Raw genomic sequence first — 17,542 nt, 5'->3', positions numbered from 1 at the left:
GGGGACTACCCATGCCCCATGCCTCGTAGATTCCGTGCGGCCGGCGCGCTGGCCGCCGCCTCCTGTGCCGTGTTCGCCCTGGCCGGGCCCGCGTTCCCGGCATCACCGGCCGACGGGCCCGGCGCCGTGACCGCCTCCGGCGCCGGGCCCGTCATAAGCTCCGGCCTGCTCTCGGTCAACGTCGCCGACGACTTCCCCCGCGTCCTGTCGTACACCGACCGCGCGTCCGGCGCCGTGCTGCTCGGCAGCACCGCGCCGGTCACCGAGGTCACCCTCAACGGCACGCCGTACGCGGTCCGTCTGGCCGGCGCACCCCGCGTCGAGCGGTCCGCCGCGCGCTATGCGCTCGTCTTCCCGGCACTGCCCGGCGTGGGGGTGGAAGCCGTCCTGAAGGTCTCCGGCCGGGCGGTGACCTTCAAGGTCGTGGCCGTACGCGACACCGAGGCCTTCCGGGTGGGCACCATCGACATACCCGGCCACGACCTGGTGTCCGTCGGCAGTACGGAGCGCGGGGCGGCCACTGCGTTCACCCGCCTCGACCCCGACTCGACCCGGACCGCCGACGTGTTCGCGGACGTCACCGACAGCACCCCCACCGAGACGGCCCCCGTCGGCGCCACCTACGCGATCGTCAACACCGGGGCCCTGGCGGCCGCCGTAGAGTCCAATTCCTCGTACGACAGGCCAAGCGGACCGACCGGCGGGGACGACGCCCGCTTCTGGCACCAGGCCCGCAAGGCGGCGGACGGCTCCGTGCGCGTCGGCGTCCGGTCCGGTCAGTGGACCTACCGCGGCGCGGGCGCACCGCAGCCGGAGAGCGGCGACGGCCTGCCCTGGGCGAAGGTCGTCGTCACCCCGGACGCCAACGGCGACCGGAAGGTCGACTGGCAGGACGGCGCGGTGGCCTTCCGCGCCATCGGCGTCACCGCACCCGGCAGCGAAGCCACCCCGGAGCGCGTCGTCACCCACATCCCGTTCAACTTCGCCAGCCAGGCCACCCACCCCTTCCTGCGGACCCTCGACGACGTGAAGCGCATCTCGCTCGCCACCGACGGCCTCGGCCAGCTGGCGGTGCTCAAGGGATACGGCTCCGAGGGCCACGACTCCGCCCACCCCGACTACGGCGGCAACTACAACAAGCGTGCCGGCGGCCTCACCGACCTCAACAAGCTGCTCGAGGAGGGTGAGAAGTGGGGTGCGGACTTCGGCGTGCACGTCAACGCCACCGAGTCCTACCCGGAGGCGAACGCCTTCGACGAGAAGCTCGTCGACAGCACGAAGCCCGGCTGGAACTGGCTCAACCAGAGCTACTACATCGACCAGCGCCGCGACATCAACAGCGGTGACCTCGCGCGCCGCTTCCAGCAACTGCGCGACGAGACGCACCGCAATCTCGACTTCCTCTACATCGACGTCTACTACACGCACGGCTGGATCGCCGACAAGACGATCCAGGCCGTGCAGCGGCAGGGCTGGACCGTCGGCACGGAATGGGCGGACAAGTTCGAGCGGGCCTCGCTCTGGTCGCACTGGGCCAACGACCTCGACTACGGCGGAGCCACCAACAAGGGCCTGAACTCGCAGATCATCCGCTTCATCCGCAACGGCGAGAAGGACGTCTGGAACAACCACCCGGTCCTCGGCCGGACCGCCCTCGAGGACTTCGAGGGCTGGACCGGCGAGACCGACTGGAACGCCTTCTACGACAACGTCTGGCAGCGTGACCTGCCCGCCAAGTACCTCCAGCACGAGCGGATCACCCGCTGGAACGGCAACGACATCCGCTTCACCGGCGGTCTGCGCGGCACCGTGGAGGACGGCCGCCGAACGTTCTACGACGACGGCCGCAAGGTCCTCGACGGAGACCGCTATCTGCTTCCCTGGGTCGGCGGCGAGAAGCTGTACCACTACAACAAGAGCGGCGGCACCAGCAGTTGGGCCGTGGAGGGCAGCGGCCCGTACACCGTCTACAGGCTCACCGACAACGGCCGGGTGAAGGCGGGCACCGTACGTCCGCAGGCCGGCCGGATCACCCTCACCGCCACCGCGGGACAGCCGTACGTGCTCCACCCCGACCGTGCTCCCGAACAGCGCGACCCCCGCTGGGGCGAGGGCGGCCCGGTCGCCGACCCCGGTTTCAACGACGTCTCGCTCGACGCGTGGACCAAGGACGGCGGTGTCACCCGTGACACCGACGGCCACGGCCGCAACAGTGCCGCACTCGAAGGCCCCGGCGCCGCGTCCCTGTCCCAGCGGATCACCGGGCTGGAGGCGGGCGAGCGGTACACCGCGTCCGCGTGGATCGAGGTCGAACCCGGCAGCTCCCGCCGCACCGGTCTGTCGATCGCGGGGGAGTCCGTGACCGTCGAACGCTCCACGGCGAAGAACCAGGTCGCCGCGTCCGACTGGCACAGCACCCACATGCAGCGGGCCAAGGTCGACTTCACCGCGCCGGATGACACGGCGACCCTGCGGATCGAGGCCGCGGCAGGCACCGACGCCCGGGTACGGATCGACGACATACGCATCGTCGCGAACGCCCCCACCACCAAGGCGGGAACCCTCGTCCACGAGGACTTCGAGGCCGTCGACCAGGGCTGGGGGCCGTTCCTCAAGGGCGACGCGGGCGGCACGACCGACCCGCGCACCCATGTGAGCCAACTGCACGCCCCGTACACCCAGGCCGGCTGGAACGGAAAGCTGATCGACGACGTGCTCGGCGGCAAGGAGTCGCTCAAGGCCCACGACGAGAACACCGGACTCGTGTACCGCACCGCGCCCTGGACCGTTCCGATGAAGGACGGCCACAGCTACCGGGTCGAGTACGACTACCAGTCCTCTCACGCCGGCGCCTACGAGTGGGTGACCGGCCACGACCGGGCCGCCGGCGGCTCCGTCGAGCGACGCCGAACGCCCCTCGGGCAGCAGCGGACCACCGGCCACTTCTCCGAGACGGTGACCGCGGGCTGCGGCGACACCTGGACCGGGCTGCGCAAGCGGGGGGACGCACCGGACGGCGCCGACTTCGTCATGGACGGCTTCACGGTCACCGACCTCGGCCCGGCTGCGCGACCCACGGCGTGCGGCACCCTCGGCGTGACCGCAGGGGAGGCCCTCGAACCGGGCGACAAGAACGAGGTCGAGGCCGTCTTCACCAACGACGAGCAGACCGCCGCAGCGGATGTGCGGCTGGCGCTCCGGCTGCCCGAGGGGTGGACGGCGGAGCCCGCGGGACCGGTGTCGTTCGAGACGGTGGCGCCCGGCGCGAAGGTCACCGGCAGCTGGCAGGTGACACCGCCCGCCGATGCCGAGTACCGCGCGTACTCCCTCGGCTTCACGGCCACGTACACCGTGGGCGGCTCGGCCCGCGAGCTCACCGCGGCCACCTCCGTGCGGACCCTTCCGCCGCCGCCCGCCGCCGACGCATGGGCGAGCGACCTGGACTGGACGTCCGCCACCAACGGCTGGGGCCCGGTCGAGCGCGACCTGTCCAACGGCGAGACCGGCACCGGTGACGGTGACCCGCTGCGGATCGGGGGAGTGGTGTACGAGAAGGGGCTCGGCAGCCACGCTCCCGCGAAGATCCGCTACTACCTCGGTGGGAAGTGCACGTCCTTCACCGCCCAGGTGGGTGTGGACGACGTCCAGACGTCACGGGGGACCGTACGGTTCAGCGTGGTCGTGGACGGCACGGAGAAGACCGCCTCCCCGGTGCTGAAGGCCGCCGACCCTGCCTGGGCCCTGACCGCCGACGTCACCGGCGCAGACCACGTCGAGCTGGTCGCCGGCGACGCCGGGGACGGCAGCGGCAACGACCACGCCGACTGGGGCGCGGCCCGCTTCCACTGCGGGAGCTGAGAACCTTCCGGCGGGCGGCCCGGTACGCTGGGCCGCCCGCCGGATTGACCCGAGCGGCGTACCGGGCCCTTCCGGGCTGTGAGGCGACTCTCAGCTCACCAGCTTGTTGGACCTCCACAAAGCCGCACCGTCCTGAGCTGGTGGTTGGCGCTCTACGTGGAATGGTTCTGTTCAAGCCCGACAGGAGAACGGGCGCGAGACTGTACAGAGTCGACGGCAGGGTTTCCTTGTTCGGCTCCGTAGGGTCGATGCATGACCGTTTTGGACGAGACCACCAGCGAGCCGACCGACGCTCGGGGCCGGGTTGCCGAGCTGCACGAGATCCGCGAGCAGGCTGTGCGGGGGCCGAGTGAGAAGGCGACCGAGGCGCAGCATGCGAAGGGCAAGCTGACGGCTCGTGAGCGGATCGCTCTGCTGTTGGACGAGGGCTCGTTCCGTGAGGTGGAGCAGCTGCGCCGGCATCGTGCGTCCGGGTTCGGTCTGGAGGCGAAGAAGCCGTACACCGACGGTGTGATCACCGGTTGGGGACGGTCGAGGGCCGGACGGTGTTCGTCTACGCGCATGATTTCCGGATCTTCGGTGGTGCGCTGGGTGAGGCGCATGCCACGAAGATCCACAAGATCATGGACATGGCGATCGCGGCGGGTGCGCCGCTGGTGTCGTTGAACGACGGTGCGGGGGCCCGGATCCAGGAGGGTGTCAGCGCTCTTGCCGGTTACGGCGGGATCTTCCAGCGCAACACGCGTGCGTCGGGGGTGATTCCGCAGATCTCGGTGATGCTGGGCCCGTGTGCGGGTGGCGCGGCCTACAGTCCCGCGCTGACCGATTTCGTGTTCATGGTCCGTGAGACGTCGCAGATGTTCATCACCGGGCCGGACGTGGTGAAGGCGGTCACGGGTGAGGAGATCACCCAGAACGGTCTGGGTGGCGCGGACGTGCACGCGGAAACCTCGGGTGTGGCGCACTTCGCCTACGACGACGAGGAGACGTGCATCGCGGAGGTCCGTTACCTGCTGTCGATGCTGCCGTCGAACAACCGGGAGAACCCGCCCACCGCCGCCGCCGGCGACCCGGCCGACCGCCGCTCCGAGGTGTTGCTGGATCTGGTGCCGGCGGACGGTAACCGCCCCTACGACATGCGTCAGGTGATCGAGGAGCTCGTCGACGACGGTGACTTCCTCGAGGTCCACGAGCGGTGGGCCCGCAACATCATCTGCGCGCTGGCCCGGCTGGACGGGCAGGTGGTCGGCATCGTCGCGAACCAGCCGCAGTCGCTGGCCGGGGTGCTGGACATCGAGGCGTCCGAGAAGGCCGCCCGCTTCGTGCAGATGTGCGACGCGTTCAACATCCCGATCGTCACGCTGCTGGACGTGCCCGGGTTCCTGCCGGGTGTGGACCAGGAGCACGGCGGCATCATCCGCCACGGCGCGAAACTGCTGTACGCGTACTGCAACGCGACCGTCCCGCGGATCTCGCTGATCCTGCGGAAGGCGTACGGCGGTGCGTACATCGTGATGGATTCGCAGTCCATCGGCGCCGATCTGACCTATGCCTGGCCCACCAACGAGATCGCGGTGATGGGTGCGGAGGGTGCGGCGAATGTGATCTTCCGTCGGCAGATCGCCGACGCCGAGGACCCCGAGGCGATGCGGGCGCGCATGGTCAAGGAGTACAAGGCCGAGCTGATGCACCCCTATTACGCGGCCGAACGCGGCCTGGTCGACGACGTCATCGACCCGGCGGAAACACGCGAGGTCCTCATCCGGTCCCTCGCGATGCTCCGCACCAAGCACGCCGACCTGCCGTCCCGCAAACACGGCAACCCGCCGCAGTGACCCTGCGATTGGACCCTGGAGCACACATGAGCACTCCTACCGATCCGACGTCCTCCCTCCTCCGCGTCGAGAAGGGCCACGCAGACCCCGAGGAGCTGGCCGCCATCACCGCGGTCCTGCTGGCCCGCGCCTCGGCGCAGCCCACCGACGCGACCCCGGCCCACCGCGGCCGCACCACGGCAGGATGGCGCCGTCTGGAGCGCCAGCGCGGCTTCCAGCCGTCCCACAGCTGGCAGGGCTGAGACCCTGAGCCGTCAGGCCCCGCACACGGTCGTGTGCGGGGCCTGACGCATGCCGCATCCCCGGTCACCCGTACTCGGCCCGGAGCCGGGGCCATCGGCCCCCGGGGGCGGCGGTGGCCCCGGCCACGAGGAAGGCCCCGTACTCCACAGGCAGGAGCACGGGGCCTTCCTCACAGGCGTTCAGCGCGCGAGCGCCGCCGGGGGCCGCAGGGACGGTTACCGCAGGCGTGCCATGAGGGCGTGTTCGACGAGGGTGATGAGTGCGCTCTTGGCGTCGGCGCGGTGGCGGGCGTCGGTGGTGATGATGGGGGTGTCGGGGCCGATCTGGAGTGCTTCGCGGACTTCTTCGGGGTTGTAGGGCTGGTGTCCGTCGAAGCCGTTGAGGGCGATGACGAAGGGGAGGCCGGAGTTCTCGAAGTAGTCGACGGCGGGGAAGCAGTCGGCGAGGCGGCGGGTGTCGACGAGGACGACGGCGCCGATGGCGCCGCGGACGAGGTCGTCCCACATGAACCAGAAGCGGTCCTGTCCGGGGGTGCCGAACAGGTAGAGGATGAGGTCCTGGTCGAGGGTGATGCGGCCGAAGTCCATGGCGACGGTGGTCGTCGTCTTGTCCCCGGTGTGGGTGAGGTCGTCGATGCCCGCGGAGGCGGAGGTCATGACGGCTTCGGTACGCAGCGGGTTGATCTCCGAGACGGCGCCGACGAACGTGGTCTTGCCCACGCCGAAGCCGCCCGCCACCACGATCTTCGCGCTGGTGGTTGAGCGGGCAGCACCGCCGCTAGAGCTTGCGAAGTCCACTGAGCACCCTTTCGAGCAGTGTCACGTCTGGCTGGCCGCCGGCGGACTCGTCGCCGCCGGGCTGATGAATGGCGACAAGTCCGGCCTCCGCCAGGTCGGCGACGAGGATCCGGGCAACGCCGAGGGGGATGGAGAGGAGTGCCGAGATCTCAGCCACCGACTTGATCTCGAAACACAGCCGGCAGATCCGCTGGTGCTCGGGCAACTGCCCTTGCAGCCTTGACGGGTCGGCCGTGGTACTGACCAGCGCCTCGATGGCGAGCTGGTAACGCGGCCGGGTCCGGCCGCCGGTCATGGCGTACGGGCGCACCAGCGGGTTGTGCCTGCCGGAACCGGCGGGCGACGCCTTCGCGGGCTCCTGGGGCCGCCGCTGGGCCACCGGCTGGATGCGGGGCTGCTGCTGCCCGTAAGAGGGGTCGTACGACGGGTCGTACGGCGACTGCGACTGCTGGTAGGGCTGCTGCGCGCCCGCTCTGCCCGGCGTCGAAGGAAAGTTGTAGCGGTTGTCTGTGTGCTCACCGTGCGGCTGATGACCGCCCTCATAAGGGCGCCCGCCTGGGGGTGTTGCCACGTTTCCTCCTCCGACTGCCTGTACGCCGGTTCCTGTCCCTGTGGAGCCCGCGCCACCGCACCTTAACGGTGCGGTGGCGAGAAACGCACTGTCTGTCTACTGGTCAAGAGCAAGTACCGGGACGAACCCGGCAGATCGTCAGTTGAGCAGGCTTCCCTGCAGCTCCGCGCGAAGGTCGGGAGTGAGGACGCTGCCCGCACGGTCGACCAGGAGCGCCATCTCGTAGCCCACGAGGCCGATGTCGGCCTCGGGGTGGGCCAGCACGGCCAGAGAGGAGCCGTCGGAGATGGACATGATGAAGAGGAAGCCGCGCTCCATCTCCACGACCGTCTGGTTGACGGCGCCGCCTTCGAAGATCCGGGAGGCGCCCGCGGTCAGCGAGGTCAGACCGGAGGCCACGGCCGCCAGCTGATCGGCGCGGTCGCGCGGGAAACCTTCGGACATCGCCAGCAGGAGTCCGTCGGCGGAGACCACCACCGTGTGCGACACCCCTGGGGTGTTGTCCACGAAGTTGGTGATCAACCAGTTCAGATTCTGCGCCGCCTGGCTCATCGGGCTCACACTAACGCTCCTGGTTGTAGGTACTGCCCGGGCCGGAGCCCGGTCCGTTCGTGTCCGTTCCCGCGCTGCGTCCCTGCTGGACACCGCGCCGCAGGTTGCTCAACCTGCCACGCACGTCCTCAGGGGCGCGGGAGACCTGTGGGCCGCCCTGCGGGGTCTGCTCGGCCGTGCCCTCGATCAGGTTGGCCTTGGGCACCCGCCGGGGAAGACCGGACGAGGTGACCCCGCCCGCCTTCGGGTCGCGAAGCTTCTCCGCCCGCTGCCAGCGCTCGTCGTTCGCCGAGCGCCAGTCGTCGGTGTCGGAGCTCCCGCCGCCGAAGCTGCCTGAGCCGTTGCTGCTGCCGCCCGGGGCCTGTCCGCTCGGCTGTGCGGCCGGAGCCTGTTCCGGGGACTGCGGCTGCCACTGCTGCTGCGACGCCTGCTGCTGCGGCACCTGCTGTGCCGGCGACGGCTTCTGGTTGCCACCGCGCCGGGGAAGACCGGCATCGGTGAGCTCGTGGCTGCTGCTCGGAGACGGTCCCGGACGCTCGAAGCCTACGCGGTCCGAGGCGCTCGCGGGAGCGCCGGCCGCAGATTCCGCTTCGGTACGGTACTCGGGCTCGTAGGCGGTCTGGTAACCGCTGTGATCGGCCCACTCACCCTGGTGGGGCTGGGCATCGTACTGGCCCTCGTACTGCTGCTGGGTGCTCTGCGGGTCCTGGTATGTGGCTTCCGCATATGCGCCCTGGAGCGGATCCTGCTGTTCCGTGTGCTCCGGGTAGCCGCCGTTCGCCGGCTGGTACGCGTCCTGGTAGCCGCCGCCCTGGTACTCGTCGTAGGCCGGCTGCTGGTTCTGCGCGTAACCCTGGTCCGCCTGTGCGTACTCCTGGCCGTACTCGGAGCCGTACCCCTGCTGCGGGGCCTGCTCCTGCTCGTACGGCGACTCGTCGCGGTACAGCGGCCGTTCGCCGTGCGCCTGGGCCTCCAGGGCCGCCCTGCGCTCCTCGCGCATCAGGGAGCGGCCCACGGGGTCCAGCTGTGTCGCGGAGCCGTCGGAGGGCTGCTCGTAGCGGGAGTCGTCGAAGCCGAGCTCCGCGGCGGTCCGCATCGGGGCGCTCTCGAAGGACTGCTGCTCCGGGATGATCTGCGAGACCGTGAAGTCGTCCTCGGGCAGCGCCTCGCCACCGCCACCGTGGGTGATGGCGTCGGGGAGCATGACCAGCGAGGTGGTGCCCGCCTGCTCGCCCGAGGGGCGCAGCTGGACGCGGATGCCGTGCCGGTCGGCAAGGCGGCCGACCACGAAGAGGCCCATGCGCTGCGAGACGGCGGCGTCCACGGTCGGCGGGTTGGCCAGCTTGTGGTTGATGTCCGCGAAGTCCTCGGCGGTGAGGCCGATGCCCTTGTCGTGGATCTCGACCATGACGCGGCCGTCGGGGAGACGGGTCGCGGTGACGCGGACCTTGGTCTGCGGCGAGGAGAAGGTGGTGGCGTTCTCCAGCAGCTCGGCGAGGAGGTGCACGAGGTCGGTCACGGCCTGGCCGTGGATCTCGGTCTCCGGGACGCCGGTGAGCTCGATGCGCTCGTAGGACTCCACCTCGGAGGAGGCGGCGCGCAGCACGTCGACGAGCGGCACGGGCTGGTTCCAGCGGCGGCCGGGCTCCTCGCCGGCGAGGATCAGCAGGTTCTCACCGTTACGGCGCATACGGGTCGCCAGGTGGTCGAGCTTGAAGAGGTTCTCCAGCTGGTCCGGGTCGGCCTCGTTGTTCTCGAGGTCGGTGATCAGGGTCAGCTGGCCCTCGATGAGCGACTGGTTCCGCTGCGAGAGGTTGGTGAAGATCGCGTTGACGTTGCCACGGAGCATGGCCTGCTCGGCGGCGAGCCGGACGGCCTCGCGGTGGACCTGGTCGAAGGCCCGGGCGACCTCGCCGATCTCGTCCTGGGTGTCGATCGGGATGGGCTGGACGCGGGTGTCGACCCGGCCCGGCTCGGTCCGGGAGAGCTGGTCGACGAGCATCGGCAGGCGCTGCTCGGCGATGCCGAACGCCGCGGTGCGCAGCTGGCGCATCGAGCGGCTCATCTGGCGGGCCATGAGGCCGGCCAGGATGAAGGCGGTGAGCAGGGCGATGACGACGATGAGGCCGTTGACGATGGCGTCGGTCTTGGCGTCGTCGGAGATCGCCGCGGCCTCGTTCACGGCCCGGTCGACGAGGTCGGTCTCGATCTCGGTGTAGCCGTCGAACTTGGCGGTGGCCGCGCCCATCCATGTCTCGGGCGTGACGTCCTGCGTCTTCAGCTTCTCGGGGCTGGTGCCGGAGCCGATGGCGGTGGCCATGCCGGTGAAGACGGAGCCGTCGGGACCCTTGGGCGGGTTCAGGCCGGCGGCGGCGAGCCGCTTGCCGCCCTCGGCGGCCTTGCCGGTCATGACTTCCTTGAGCCGGACGGTGTCGGCCTCCGTACCGCCGGAGACGTACTCGCCGATGGCGATCTGCTCGAGGTAGTTGTACGAGTTGAAGGCGATCGTCTGCTTGGCGAGGACGTTCTCGTCCTTGCTCGGCCGGACCAGCAGGTGCATGCCGATGGAGCGCTGCAGCGACGCGGCGGCCTTGGCGAGCTGGACGGCGTACACGGTACGGCCGTAGCTGGTGACGTTGCCGGTGCCGAGGCCGAGCTCGTTGGCGAACTCCATCAGCACGTGCTGGATCTTGACGTAGCCCTCTTCGGTCTGCACCGGGTCGAGCGCCTTGGTGTAGGCCGCCTTGCGCAGATCGGCGAGCTTCGGCTCCTCCTGCTTGAACAGCTGGAGGCGGCGGTCGAGGCCCTGCCCGGAGGGCATGTCCTGCACGGCCTGGTCGAACTTGGCCCTCGCCGCGTCGGTGGTGTCGTACGCCTCGGTGACGACAGCGGCCTGCCGGGCGTCCTGGCTCGTGGCGAGCAGCAGGGGCTGTGCGGTCAGGTCACGCTCGTTGAGGAGCGCCTGGCCGTACTCGGAGGCCGCCCGCACGATGAGCGCGGTCTTCTCCGCGTCCTGCGCCTCGCTCCAGGTGTCGATCGACTGCTTGACCTGGAACCCGCCCATGACCAGGCCGACGAGCACGGGTATGAGAAGGATCGCGTTCAGGCGGGTGGGCACCCGCCAGTTGCGTGGGGAGAAGCGGCTGGTGCTGCCTCCGGAACCGCCTCCCGGTCCGCCGACGGCCGGGGAAGAGCCGGAAGCTCCCGACGCATCCGCAGGCGGCGCCGCTGTGCGCGACGGCGGGGTGAAGTTGCCCCGCGCCTGTTGCTCTGCGGAGCTCGTCATGCTTCGCCTCACTCGACCAACAACCTCTCGGCGTCGGCACCTACGCTGTGCCGTGTTTCGTTCAGAGCCGTACTACTCGGCAGTTCGAGGAATTCCAGCACGTCGACCGGCCGCATTCCAAACACTCGGAATCAGTGATTCCGAGTGGCGTACGCCTCTAATAAAACGGGCATAAGGAACGAGCCCCGTCAAATGGCGAGGCTCAGGTGAGCACAGTGGTACCGCCCGTGTGCAACGGGTGTCCACTGCGCCGGAATTCTCTGTCGAAATGTTATGAACACGGAGGCGGGCCGTGTCAAAAGACACAGCCCGCCGCACGGCAACTACGACAACTGCCGTATTGGGTCGTCTACTTCACCATTCTACTTCAGCCGTGCCATGAGGGCGTGTTCGACGAGGGTGATGAGTGCGCTCTTGGCGTCGGCGCGGTGGCGGGCGTCGGTGGTGATGATGGGGGTGTCGGGGCCGATCTGGAGTGCTTCGCGGACTTCTTCGGGGTTGTAGGGCTGGTGTCCGTCGAAGCCGTTGAGGGCGATGACGAAGGGGAGGCCGGAGTTCTCGAAGTAGTCGACGGCGGGGAAGCAGTCGGCGAGGCGGCGGGTGTCGACGAGGACGACGGCGCCGATGGCGCCGCGGACGAGGTCGTCCCACATGAACCAGAAGCGGTCCTGTCCGGGGGTGCCGAACAGGTAGAGGATGAGGTCCTGGTCGAGGGTGATGCGGCCGAAGTCCATGGCGACGGTGGTCGTCGTCTTGTCCCCGGTGTGGGTGAGGTCGTCGATGCCCGCGGAGGCGGAGGTCATGACGGCTTCGGTACGCAGCGGGTTGATCTCCGAGACGGCGCCGACGAACGTGGTCTTGCCCACGCCGAAGCCGCCCGCCACCACGATCTTCGCGCTGGTGGTTGAGCGGGCAGCACCGCCGCTAGAGCTTGCGAAGTCCACTGAGCACCCTTTCGAGCAGTGTCACATCCGGCGTGCCGCCGGCCTCTCCGTTGCCCGGCTGGTGAATGGCCACCATGCCGGCCTCCGCCAGGTCGGCGACAAGGATCCGCGCGACACCGAGCGGCATCGACAGCAGCGCCGAGATCTCGGCGACGGACTTGACCTCCCGGCACAGATGGCAGATCCGCTGGTGCTCGGGAAGCAACCCGGCGAGCAGAGCCGGATCGGCCGTCGTGCTGACCAGCGCCTCGATGGCGAGCTGGTAGCGCGGCCGGGTCCGGCCGCCGGTCATGGCGTACGGACGTACCAGCGGCTGGTCGCCCTCGTCCCCGTACGCGTCTACCGACGCACCGTACGGATCGTGAGAGGCGGGTGGCGGGGTCATGAATCCTCCGGGCGTGACAGCAAGTGGTCGGCTGTGCCGTCTGGTTGGGCCGGTGGGGGGCCTGTGGCGGCCGTGCTGGTGACGGTGCGGTGACTGAATTGCCGCGAGCCGGTGCGTGGGGTTCGGCTCGCGGCTCGGGCTCAGTGCAGAAGGCTTCCCTGGAGTTCGGCGCGAAGGTCGGGAGTGAGGACGCTGCCCGCACGATCCACGAGGAGCGCCATCTCGTAGCCCACGAGGCCGATGTCGCAGTCGGGGTGCGCGAGCACGGCCAGCGAGGACCCGTCGGAGACGGACATGAGGAAGAGGAACCCCCGTTCCATCTCCACGACCGTCTGGGCCACCGGACCGCCTTCGAAGATCCGGGAGGCGCCCGCGGTCAGCGAGGTCAGACCGGAGGCCACGGCCGCCAGCTGATCGGCGCGGTCGCGCGGGAAACCTTCGGACATCGCCAGCAGAAGACCGTCGGCGGAGACCACCACCGTGTGCGACACCCCTGGGGTGTTGTCCACGAAGTTGGTGATCAACCAGTTCAGATTCTGCGCCGCCTGGCTCATCGGGCTCAACTAACGCTCCTGCTGGTGAGAGGGGCCGAGGTTGAAGCTTCCGGTCGTCGAGCTGTTCTGCTGACGGCCTTGCTGGATACCTCGGCGGAGATTGGTCAGCCTGCCGCGCACATCGTCAGGCGCACGCGAAACCTGCGGACCGGCCTGGTGGTTCTGCTCCTGAGCGGTGCCCGGCACGAGGTTGGCGCGCGGGACCCGCCGGGGCAGGCCGGAGGTGGTGACGCCGCCGGCCGCAGGCTTCCTGACCCGCTCGGCCTGACGTACCAACTCGTCGTTGGGCGAGGAGCGCCAGGCACCACTCGCATGGGACGCGTTGCCCGGGGTCGCCGGGCTCGGCGCGGGTGTGCGCTGGGGGCCGGCTGAGCGGGACGCTCGGCCGGTGCCTGCTGCTCGTCGTCGGGCCGGCCGCCGGCCTGCACACCGCGGAACCAGTTGGTCTCCAGGGTGTCGTACAGCGGGGTACGGCCGTCACCGGGCCCGGCCGGGGGCAGGGCCTCCGGCTGCTGCGGGGCGGGCAGTCCGGCCGCCGGACGCGGCGGCGCGAAACTCGACTCGTCACGCCGCTGCGGAGCGGGCGGCTGCGGCGCTCCGTAGTCCGGGCGGGCGAACTGGGCGGTGGACGCCGGGTCCTGCGCCTCCGGACGGCCGTACTGGCCGGCGGAGGACTGGTTCGTCGCCCCGTACACGTCCGGGCGCACGAACTGCCCCGTCGAGGAGGGACCGGCCGGGAGGCCGGCCTGCGGCGGACCGGCGTTGTAGTCGGGCCGCGCGAACTCGGCGGTCGAACCCGGACCCCGGTTGCTGTCGTGGTCCTCGTGACCGCGCGGCGCGTCCGCGGACGGACGCTGCGGCTGCGACGGCTGGTCACTGCCCCAGCTGGTGGTCTGCGGTCGCTGCGGCCGCGGCGGCACGGGCTCGTCACGCCGGGGCGCGGGGCCGCCGGGCAGCTCGGCACGGGGACCGCCGGGCGGCGGCAGCTGACGGCCGCGGTCGCCCGCACCGGGCGCCGCGCCCTTCTGGAAACCGTTCTGGGGAGCCTCGCCCCGCGCGGGAGCAGCCTGCGGACCACGGCCGCCGCCGAACGCGCCGCCCTGACGGGAGCCGTCCTGCGCCTGGCCGGGCCTGCCGCCCTGGCCCTGCTGACCCTGTCCCTGCATGCCCGGGGCGCTGTGCATGCCCTGCGCCGGACGGCCGGAGTCGTCACGAGGGGGCAGCGCGGCGCGCGGAGCCGAACCGGCGCCGACCTGGCCGCGAGCCGCACCGGCACCGAGCCGGTTGCCGGGAGCACTTCCCGCACCGGCGGGAGCACCGCCGAGCGGACCGCCGTTGTTGTTGCCGCCCGCGTTGCCGCCGCCGAGGCCGGGACGGCCACCGCCGGGGCCACCGGGACGGCCGGGCAGACCGGCCGGAGCACCACCGGCCGGCGCAGCGGCGCCCTGGCCACCCGCACCTGGCTTCGCCGGAGCCTTCTTGCCGCCGTGGGCGACATCGACGGGCAGCATGACCAGCGCGGTCGTGCCACCGGAGTCGGAGGGACGCAGCTGGATGCGGATGCCGTGTCGCAGGGACAGCCGGCCGACCACGAACAGACCCATGCGTCGGGAGACCGAGACGTCAACGGTGGGCGGGGACGCCAGCCGCTCGTTGATCGCGGCGAGGTCCTCGGGGAGAGGCCGATGCCGGTGTCGTGGATTTCGACCAGGACGCGGCCGTCGGGCAGCGCGTGACCGGTGACCCGGACCTTGGTCTGTGGCGAGGAGAACGAGGTCGCGTTCTCCAGCAGCTCTGCGAGCAGGTGCACGAGGTCGTTGACGACGCGGCCCGCGACCTCGGTGGCGGGCACGGAGGCCAGCTCGATGCGCTCGTACTGCTCCACCTCGGAGGCGGCGGCACGGAGCACGTCGACCAGCGGCACGGGGCGGGTCCACCGGCGACCCGGCTCCTCACCCGCGAGGACGAGAAGGTTCTCGCCGTTCCGGCGCATACGGGTCGCGAGGTGGTCGAGCTTGAACAGCGAGGACAGCTGGTCCGGATCGGCCTCGCGCGACTCCAGCTCGGAGATGAGCGAGAGCTGGCGCTGGATAAGACCCTGGCTGCGGCGCGAGAGGTTGGTGAACATCGCGTTGACGTTGCCCCGCAGCAGCGCCTGTTCGGCGGCGAGGCGGACCGCCTCGCGGTGCACGTCGTCGAAGGCCGCGGCCACCTTGCCGATCTCGTCGCGGGAGTGGACACCGACGGACTCGACGGAGGTGTCGACGTCCTGCGGGTCGGACTCCGAGAGCTGCTTGACCAGCTCGGGCAGACGGTCCTGGGCGACCTTGGTCGCGGTGTCCTGCAGCCGGCGCAGCGAACGGATCATGGAGCGGGCCACGACGAACGCACCGACGAGGGACACACCGAGGACGATGAGGATCAACGCACCGTTGATGATCGCGTCCTGCTGGGACGCCTCACGCAGCTTGCGTGCCTCGGCCTCCATCTGGCCGAGCAACGTCTGCTCGATGGTCTTCATCGCGTTGATGCGGACCGAGTAGTCGTCGGTCCAGTCCAGGTGGGAACGGCTCGGCAGCTGCGCGAGACCGTTCTCGTTCTCCAGAACGCGCTTGGCGTACTGCTCGGCCGCGGTGATCGTCGGGTTCTCGTTCTCCAGCGGCGCCGTCAGTTCCTCGGAGTCACCGCCGGTGGACTCGTAGATCGCCTTGAAGCTCTTGAGCTCCGTCTCACCGTTCTCGAGCGCCGCCTGTCCGTAGAGGCGGTCGTTCTCGGTGAGGCCGGGCGTATCGGAGTCGTCGCCGCCGGGCAGCGCCGCGGCGATGATGGCGCGCTGGATCGACGCGTACTCCTTGGCGGAGGAGAACGCCGACAGGGCGCGCGTGCGCTTGATCATCTCCGGGTTGCTGGTCGCCTGCGCCATGTCCTGGGACAGGCTCAGCAGCGACTCGATCAGACGGCTGTAGCCCTCCACCGTCTGCGACTTCGGAACCTTGCCCTTGTAGGCGGTGTTCCGGATGGTGTTGAGGTTGTTGACCTGGACGGCGATCTGGTTCGCGTTGGCGCGGATCGACTCCAGCGCCTCGTCGTCGTCCTTGTTCGGGATGGAACGGGTGGCCTCGAGGAAGGCCTTGCGGGCGCGGTCGGTCTGGGTGCGCGGGCCGGAGACCTTGAAGTCGGTGTCGACGGAGCCGTTGGCCAGCGGGCCGGCGGAGAGGTCACGCTCCTGCTGGAGCGCGTGCGCCAGCTCGGTCGCTTCCGTCGTCATCTTGGTGAGCAGCTGCATGTGGTCCAGCTGCTTCATGTCGTCCATGGACTCGTTGATACGGAGTCCGCCCAGCGTGGTCGCCGCGACGACCGGCAGGGTGAGCAGGGACACCAGGCGCGTGCTGATGCGCCAGTTGCGCAGCGCTATTCGCGAACCGGTGTCCGTGGGGCCCTTCGGCCTGGCCGGTGAGCCGGCGCCGTCGGCCGGGGAGGCCTTGGCACCGGACGTCTTGGCGCCGGTGCGGCCTGCGCGCTCACCGCCGTCGCCGGGGGCCGCCGGTCCCTGGTTGTGGGTGTGCTGGGGCGAGGAGCCGCGGTCGGTCCCGCCGCGCGGCTCCTGTTCCGCCGCGCTGTTGCCATCCCTCTTGAAACGTCCCTGCACTAGCGTCGCAACCTCTGGACCAGGCGTCCCTCCGCTTGCACGGCGGGACGGTGTCGGCGTCGTGGGGCAGTGATCGAGCCCCATGGTGGTCGTGAGTGACCGGCGCTGCTCCCCCTTCCCCGCCGCAACTCGGCGCTGCGTTGCGCCCTTGCGCGCCGGTTCGAATCCCGCGGCGGTTCGTGGAATTCCAGCACAGTGCCGGATCTCCAACAAGGGCCACGTACCGGCCTGTGACCTGGATGACACGATGTAAGCGTGCGGTCACAACTCGTTGAGGTCGTTCCTGGGTAAAACGGACTTCTTGCTACGAGTCGCTTAGGCGGAGGGGGTGTCCCAGTCGCGATGATCAGGAGCGGAATGCGGGCTTCAGTGGCCTAATGTCCGGTTCCGCAAGCGCGATCAGGGGTCCGGATTGCCTGATTTGCCGGTCTCCTCGTGAGCAAACTCACACGGTGATCGTTGAGTCTTCCTGGCATTCGACGGGAATCCGATGTTTAGCCTGACGCTTTACAGGGATGGGCAATCCGTCAACCGCGCTTCTCCGTAGCGCCCGCACTCGGACAAGGTCAGACACACCACATGAAGACGACGATGATGTTCCGCAACATAGCCAACCCCCGGCGCACCACCCTCGCCCACCTCAAGGACGCGGAGGAGCTGCAGACGCCGGAGCAGCAGGAGCACTCGCTCGATCTTCCCACCCAGACGGCCAACCCCCGCCGCACGATCCTCATGGACGCGCCCGCCAACTGACCGCCGGCGTCATCACTGCCGTCACGTACGCGGTGACGCAGCCGGTCGGGCGCCCCTCGCCGCGTTAGCCTGGAGCGTCAGTCTCCGGCCAGCGACCAAGTAAAGAGGGGCGACA

The 17,542-nt window shown here is 69.9% G+C and carries 10 protein-coding genes and 2 pseudogenes; 4 read left to right on the top strand and 8 right to left on the bottom strand.

Annotated features, from left to right (window positions below; genetic code table 11):
- The first annotated feature begins 18 nt into the window (after positions 1-18).
- From GLX30_RS10945 to GLX30_RS10935, 3 genes and pseudogenes are all read left to right on the top strand, one after another.
- A complete protein-coding gene (locus GLX30_RS10945) occupies positions 19-3,858 on the top strand; it encodes an endo-alpha-N-acetylgalactosaminidase family protein (RefSeq protein ID WP_159686653.1) in 3,840 nt (1,279 codons plus the stop codon).
- Positions 3,859-4,110: 252 nt separating this feature from the next.
- A pseudogene (locus tag GLX30_RS10940) lies at positions 4,111-5,693 on the top strand (acyl-CoA carboxylase subunit beta).
- Positions 5,694-5,719: 26 nt separating this feature from the next.
- Positions 5,720-5,935, top strand: a complete 216-nt coding sequence (locus tag GLX30_RS10935; protein ID WP_159686650.1) for an acyl-CoA carboxylase subunit epsilon — start codon at positions 5,720-5,722, stop codon at positions 5,933-5,935.
- 216 nt (positions 5,936-6,151) lie between these two features.
- On the opposite strand, the gene GLX30_RS10930 is transcribed toward GLX30_RS10935, so the two are convergent.
- The 8 genes and pseudogenes from GLX30_RS10930 to GLX30_RS10895 form a co-directional block, all read right to left on the bottom strand.
- Complete coding sequence (locus GLX30_RS10930; RefSeq protein WP_050791473.1) at positions 6,152-6,733, bottom strand: ATP/GTP-binding protein; 582 nt, start codon at positions 6,731-6,733, stop codon at positions 6,152-6,154.
- Positions 6,714-7,304 (bottom strand): DUF742 domain-containing protein, encoded by a 591-nt coding sequence (locus GLX30_RS10925; protein WP_159686647.1) that lies wholly within the window; start codon positions 7,302-7,304, stop codon positions 6,714-6,716. The genes GLX30_RS10930 and GLX30_RS10925 overlap by 20 nt, the downstream gene beginning before the upstream one ends.
- Positions 7,305-7,442: 138 nt before the next feature.
- Positions 7,443-7,856, bottom strand: coding sequence for a roadblock/LC7 domain-containing protein (locus GLX30_RS10920; protein WP_005311461.1), 414 nt, complete (start codon positions 7,854-7,856; stop codon positions 7,443-7,445).
- A 10-nt stretch (positions 7,857-7,866) separates the two neighbouring features.
- Positions 7,867-11,142 carry a nitrate- and nitrite sensing domain-containing protein gene (locus tag GLX30_RS10915; protein ID WP_167306810.1) on the bottom strand — a complete coding sequence of 1,092 codons (3,276 nt, stop codon included), beginning with the start codon at positions 11,140-11,142 and terminating at the stop codon, positions 7,867-7,869.
- Between the two features lie 362 nt (positions 11,143-11,504).
- Positions 11,505-12,086, bottom strand: coding sequence for an ATP/GTP-binding protein (locus GLX30_RS10910; RefSeq protein WP_159686641.1), 582 nt, complete (start codon positions 12,084-12,086; stop codon positions 11,505-11,507).
- A complete protein-coding gene (locus tag GLX30_RS10905; RefSeq protein WP_147988298.1) occupies positions 12,067-12,471 on the bottom strand; it encodes a DUF742 domain-containing protein in 405 nt (134 codons plus the stop codon). Before GLX30_RS10905 ends, GLX30_RS10910 begins: the two co-directional genes overlap by 20 nt.
- A gap of 140 nt (positions 12,472-12,611) precedes the next feature.
- Entirely contained in the window at positions 12,612-13,025 is a 414-nt protein-coding gene (locus GLX30_RS10900; protein WP_108152797.1) for a roadblock/LC7 domain-containing protein, read from the bottom strand.
- 9 nt (positions 13,026-13,034) lie between these two features.
- Positions 13,035-16,674, bottom strand: a pseudogene (locus GLX30_RS10895) (nitrate- and nitrite sensing domain-containing protein).
- Between the two features lie 579 nt (positions 16,675-17,253).
- Here GLX30_RS10895 and GLX30_RS34315 point away from each other — a divergent pair.
- Positions 17,254-17,427, top strand: a complete 174-nt coding sequence (locus tag GLX30_RS34315; protein ID WP_167306809.1) for a hypothetical protein — start codon at positions 17,254-17,256, stop codon at positions 17,425-17,427.
- The last annotated feature ends 115 nt before the right edge of the window (positions 17,428-17,542 follow it).

Origin of the sequence: Streptomyces sp. Tu 2975 (genome assembly GCF_009832925.1) — a bacterium.
Classification (GTDB): domain Bacteria; phylum Actinomycetota; class Actinomycetes; order Streptomycetales; family Streptomycetaceae; genus Streptomyces.
Note: the sequence above shows the minus strand (reverse complement) of the source record. Positions and strands in the feature narration are given on the sequence as shown.

Excerpts from the sequence above, each read along its gene's own strand:
- GLX30_RS10920 (WP_005311461.1), bottom strand. The coding sequence starts at position 7,856 with ATGAGCCAGGCGGCGCAGAATCTGAACTGGTTGATCACCAACTTCGTG.
- GLX30_RS10915 (WP_167306810.1), bottom strand. The coding sequence starts at position 11,142 with ATGACGAGCTCCGCAGAGCAACAGGCGCGGGGCAACTTCACCCCGCCG.
- GLX30_RS10900 (WP_108152797.1), bottom strand. The coding sequence starts at position 13,025 with ATGAGCCAGGCGGCGCAGAATCTGAACTGGTTGATCACCAACTTCGTG.
- GLX30_RS10905 (WP_147988298.1), bottom strand. The coding sequence starts at position 12,471 with ATGACCCCGCCACCCGCCTCTCACGATCCGTACGGTGCGTCGGTAGAC.
- GLX30_RS34315 (WP_167306809.1), top strand. The coding sequence starts at position 17,254 with ATGAAGACGACGATGATGTTCCGCAACATAGCCAACCCCCGGCGCACC.
- GLX30_RS10945 (WP_159686653.1), top strand. The coding sequence starts at position 19 with ATGCCTCGTAGATTCCGTGCGGCCGGCGCGCTGGCCGCCGCCTCCTGT.
- GLX30_RS10935 (WP_159686650.1), top strand. The coding sequence starts at position 5,720 with ATGAGCACTCCTACCGATCCGACGTCCTCCCTCCTCCGCGTCGAGAAG.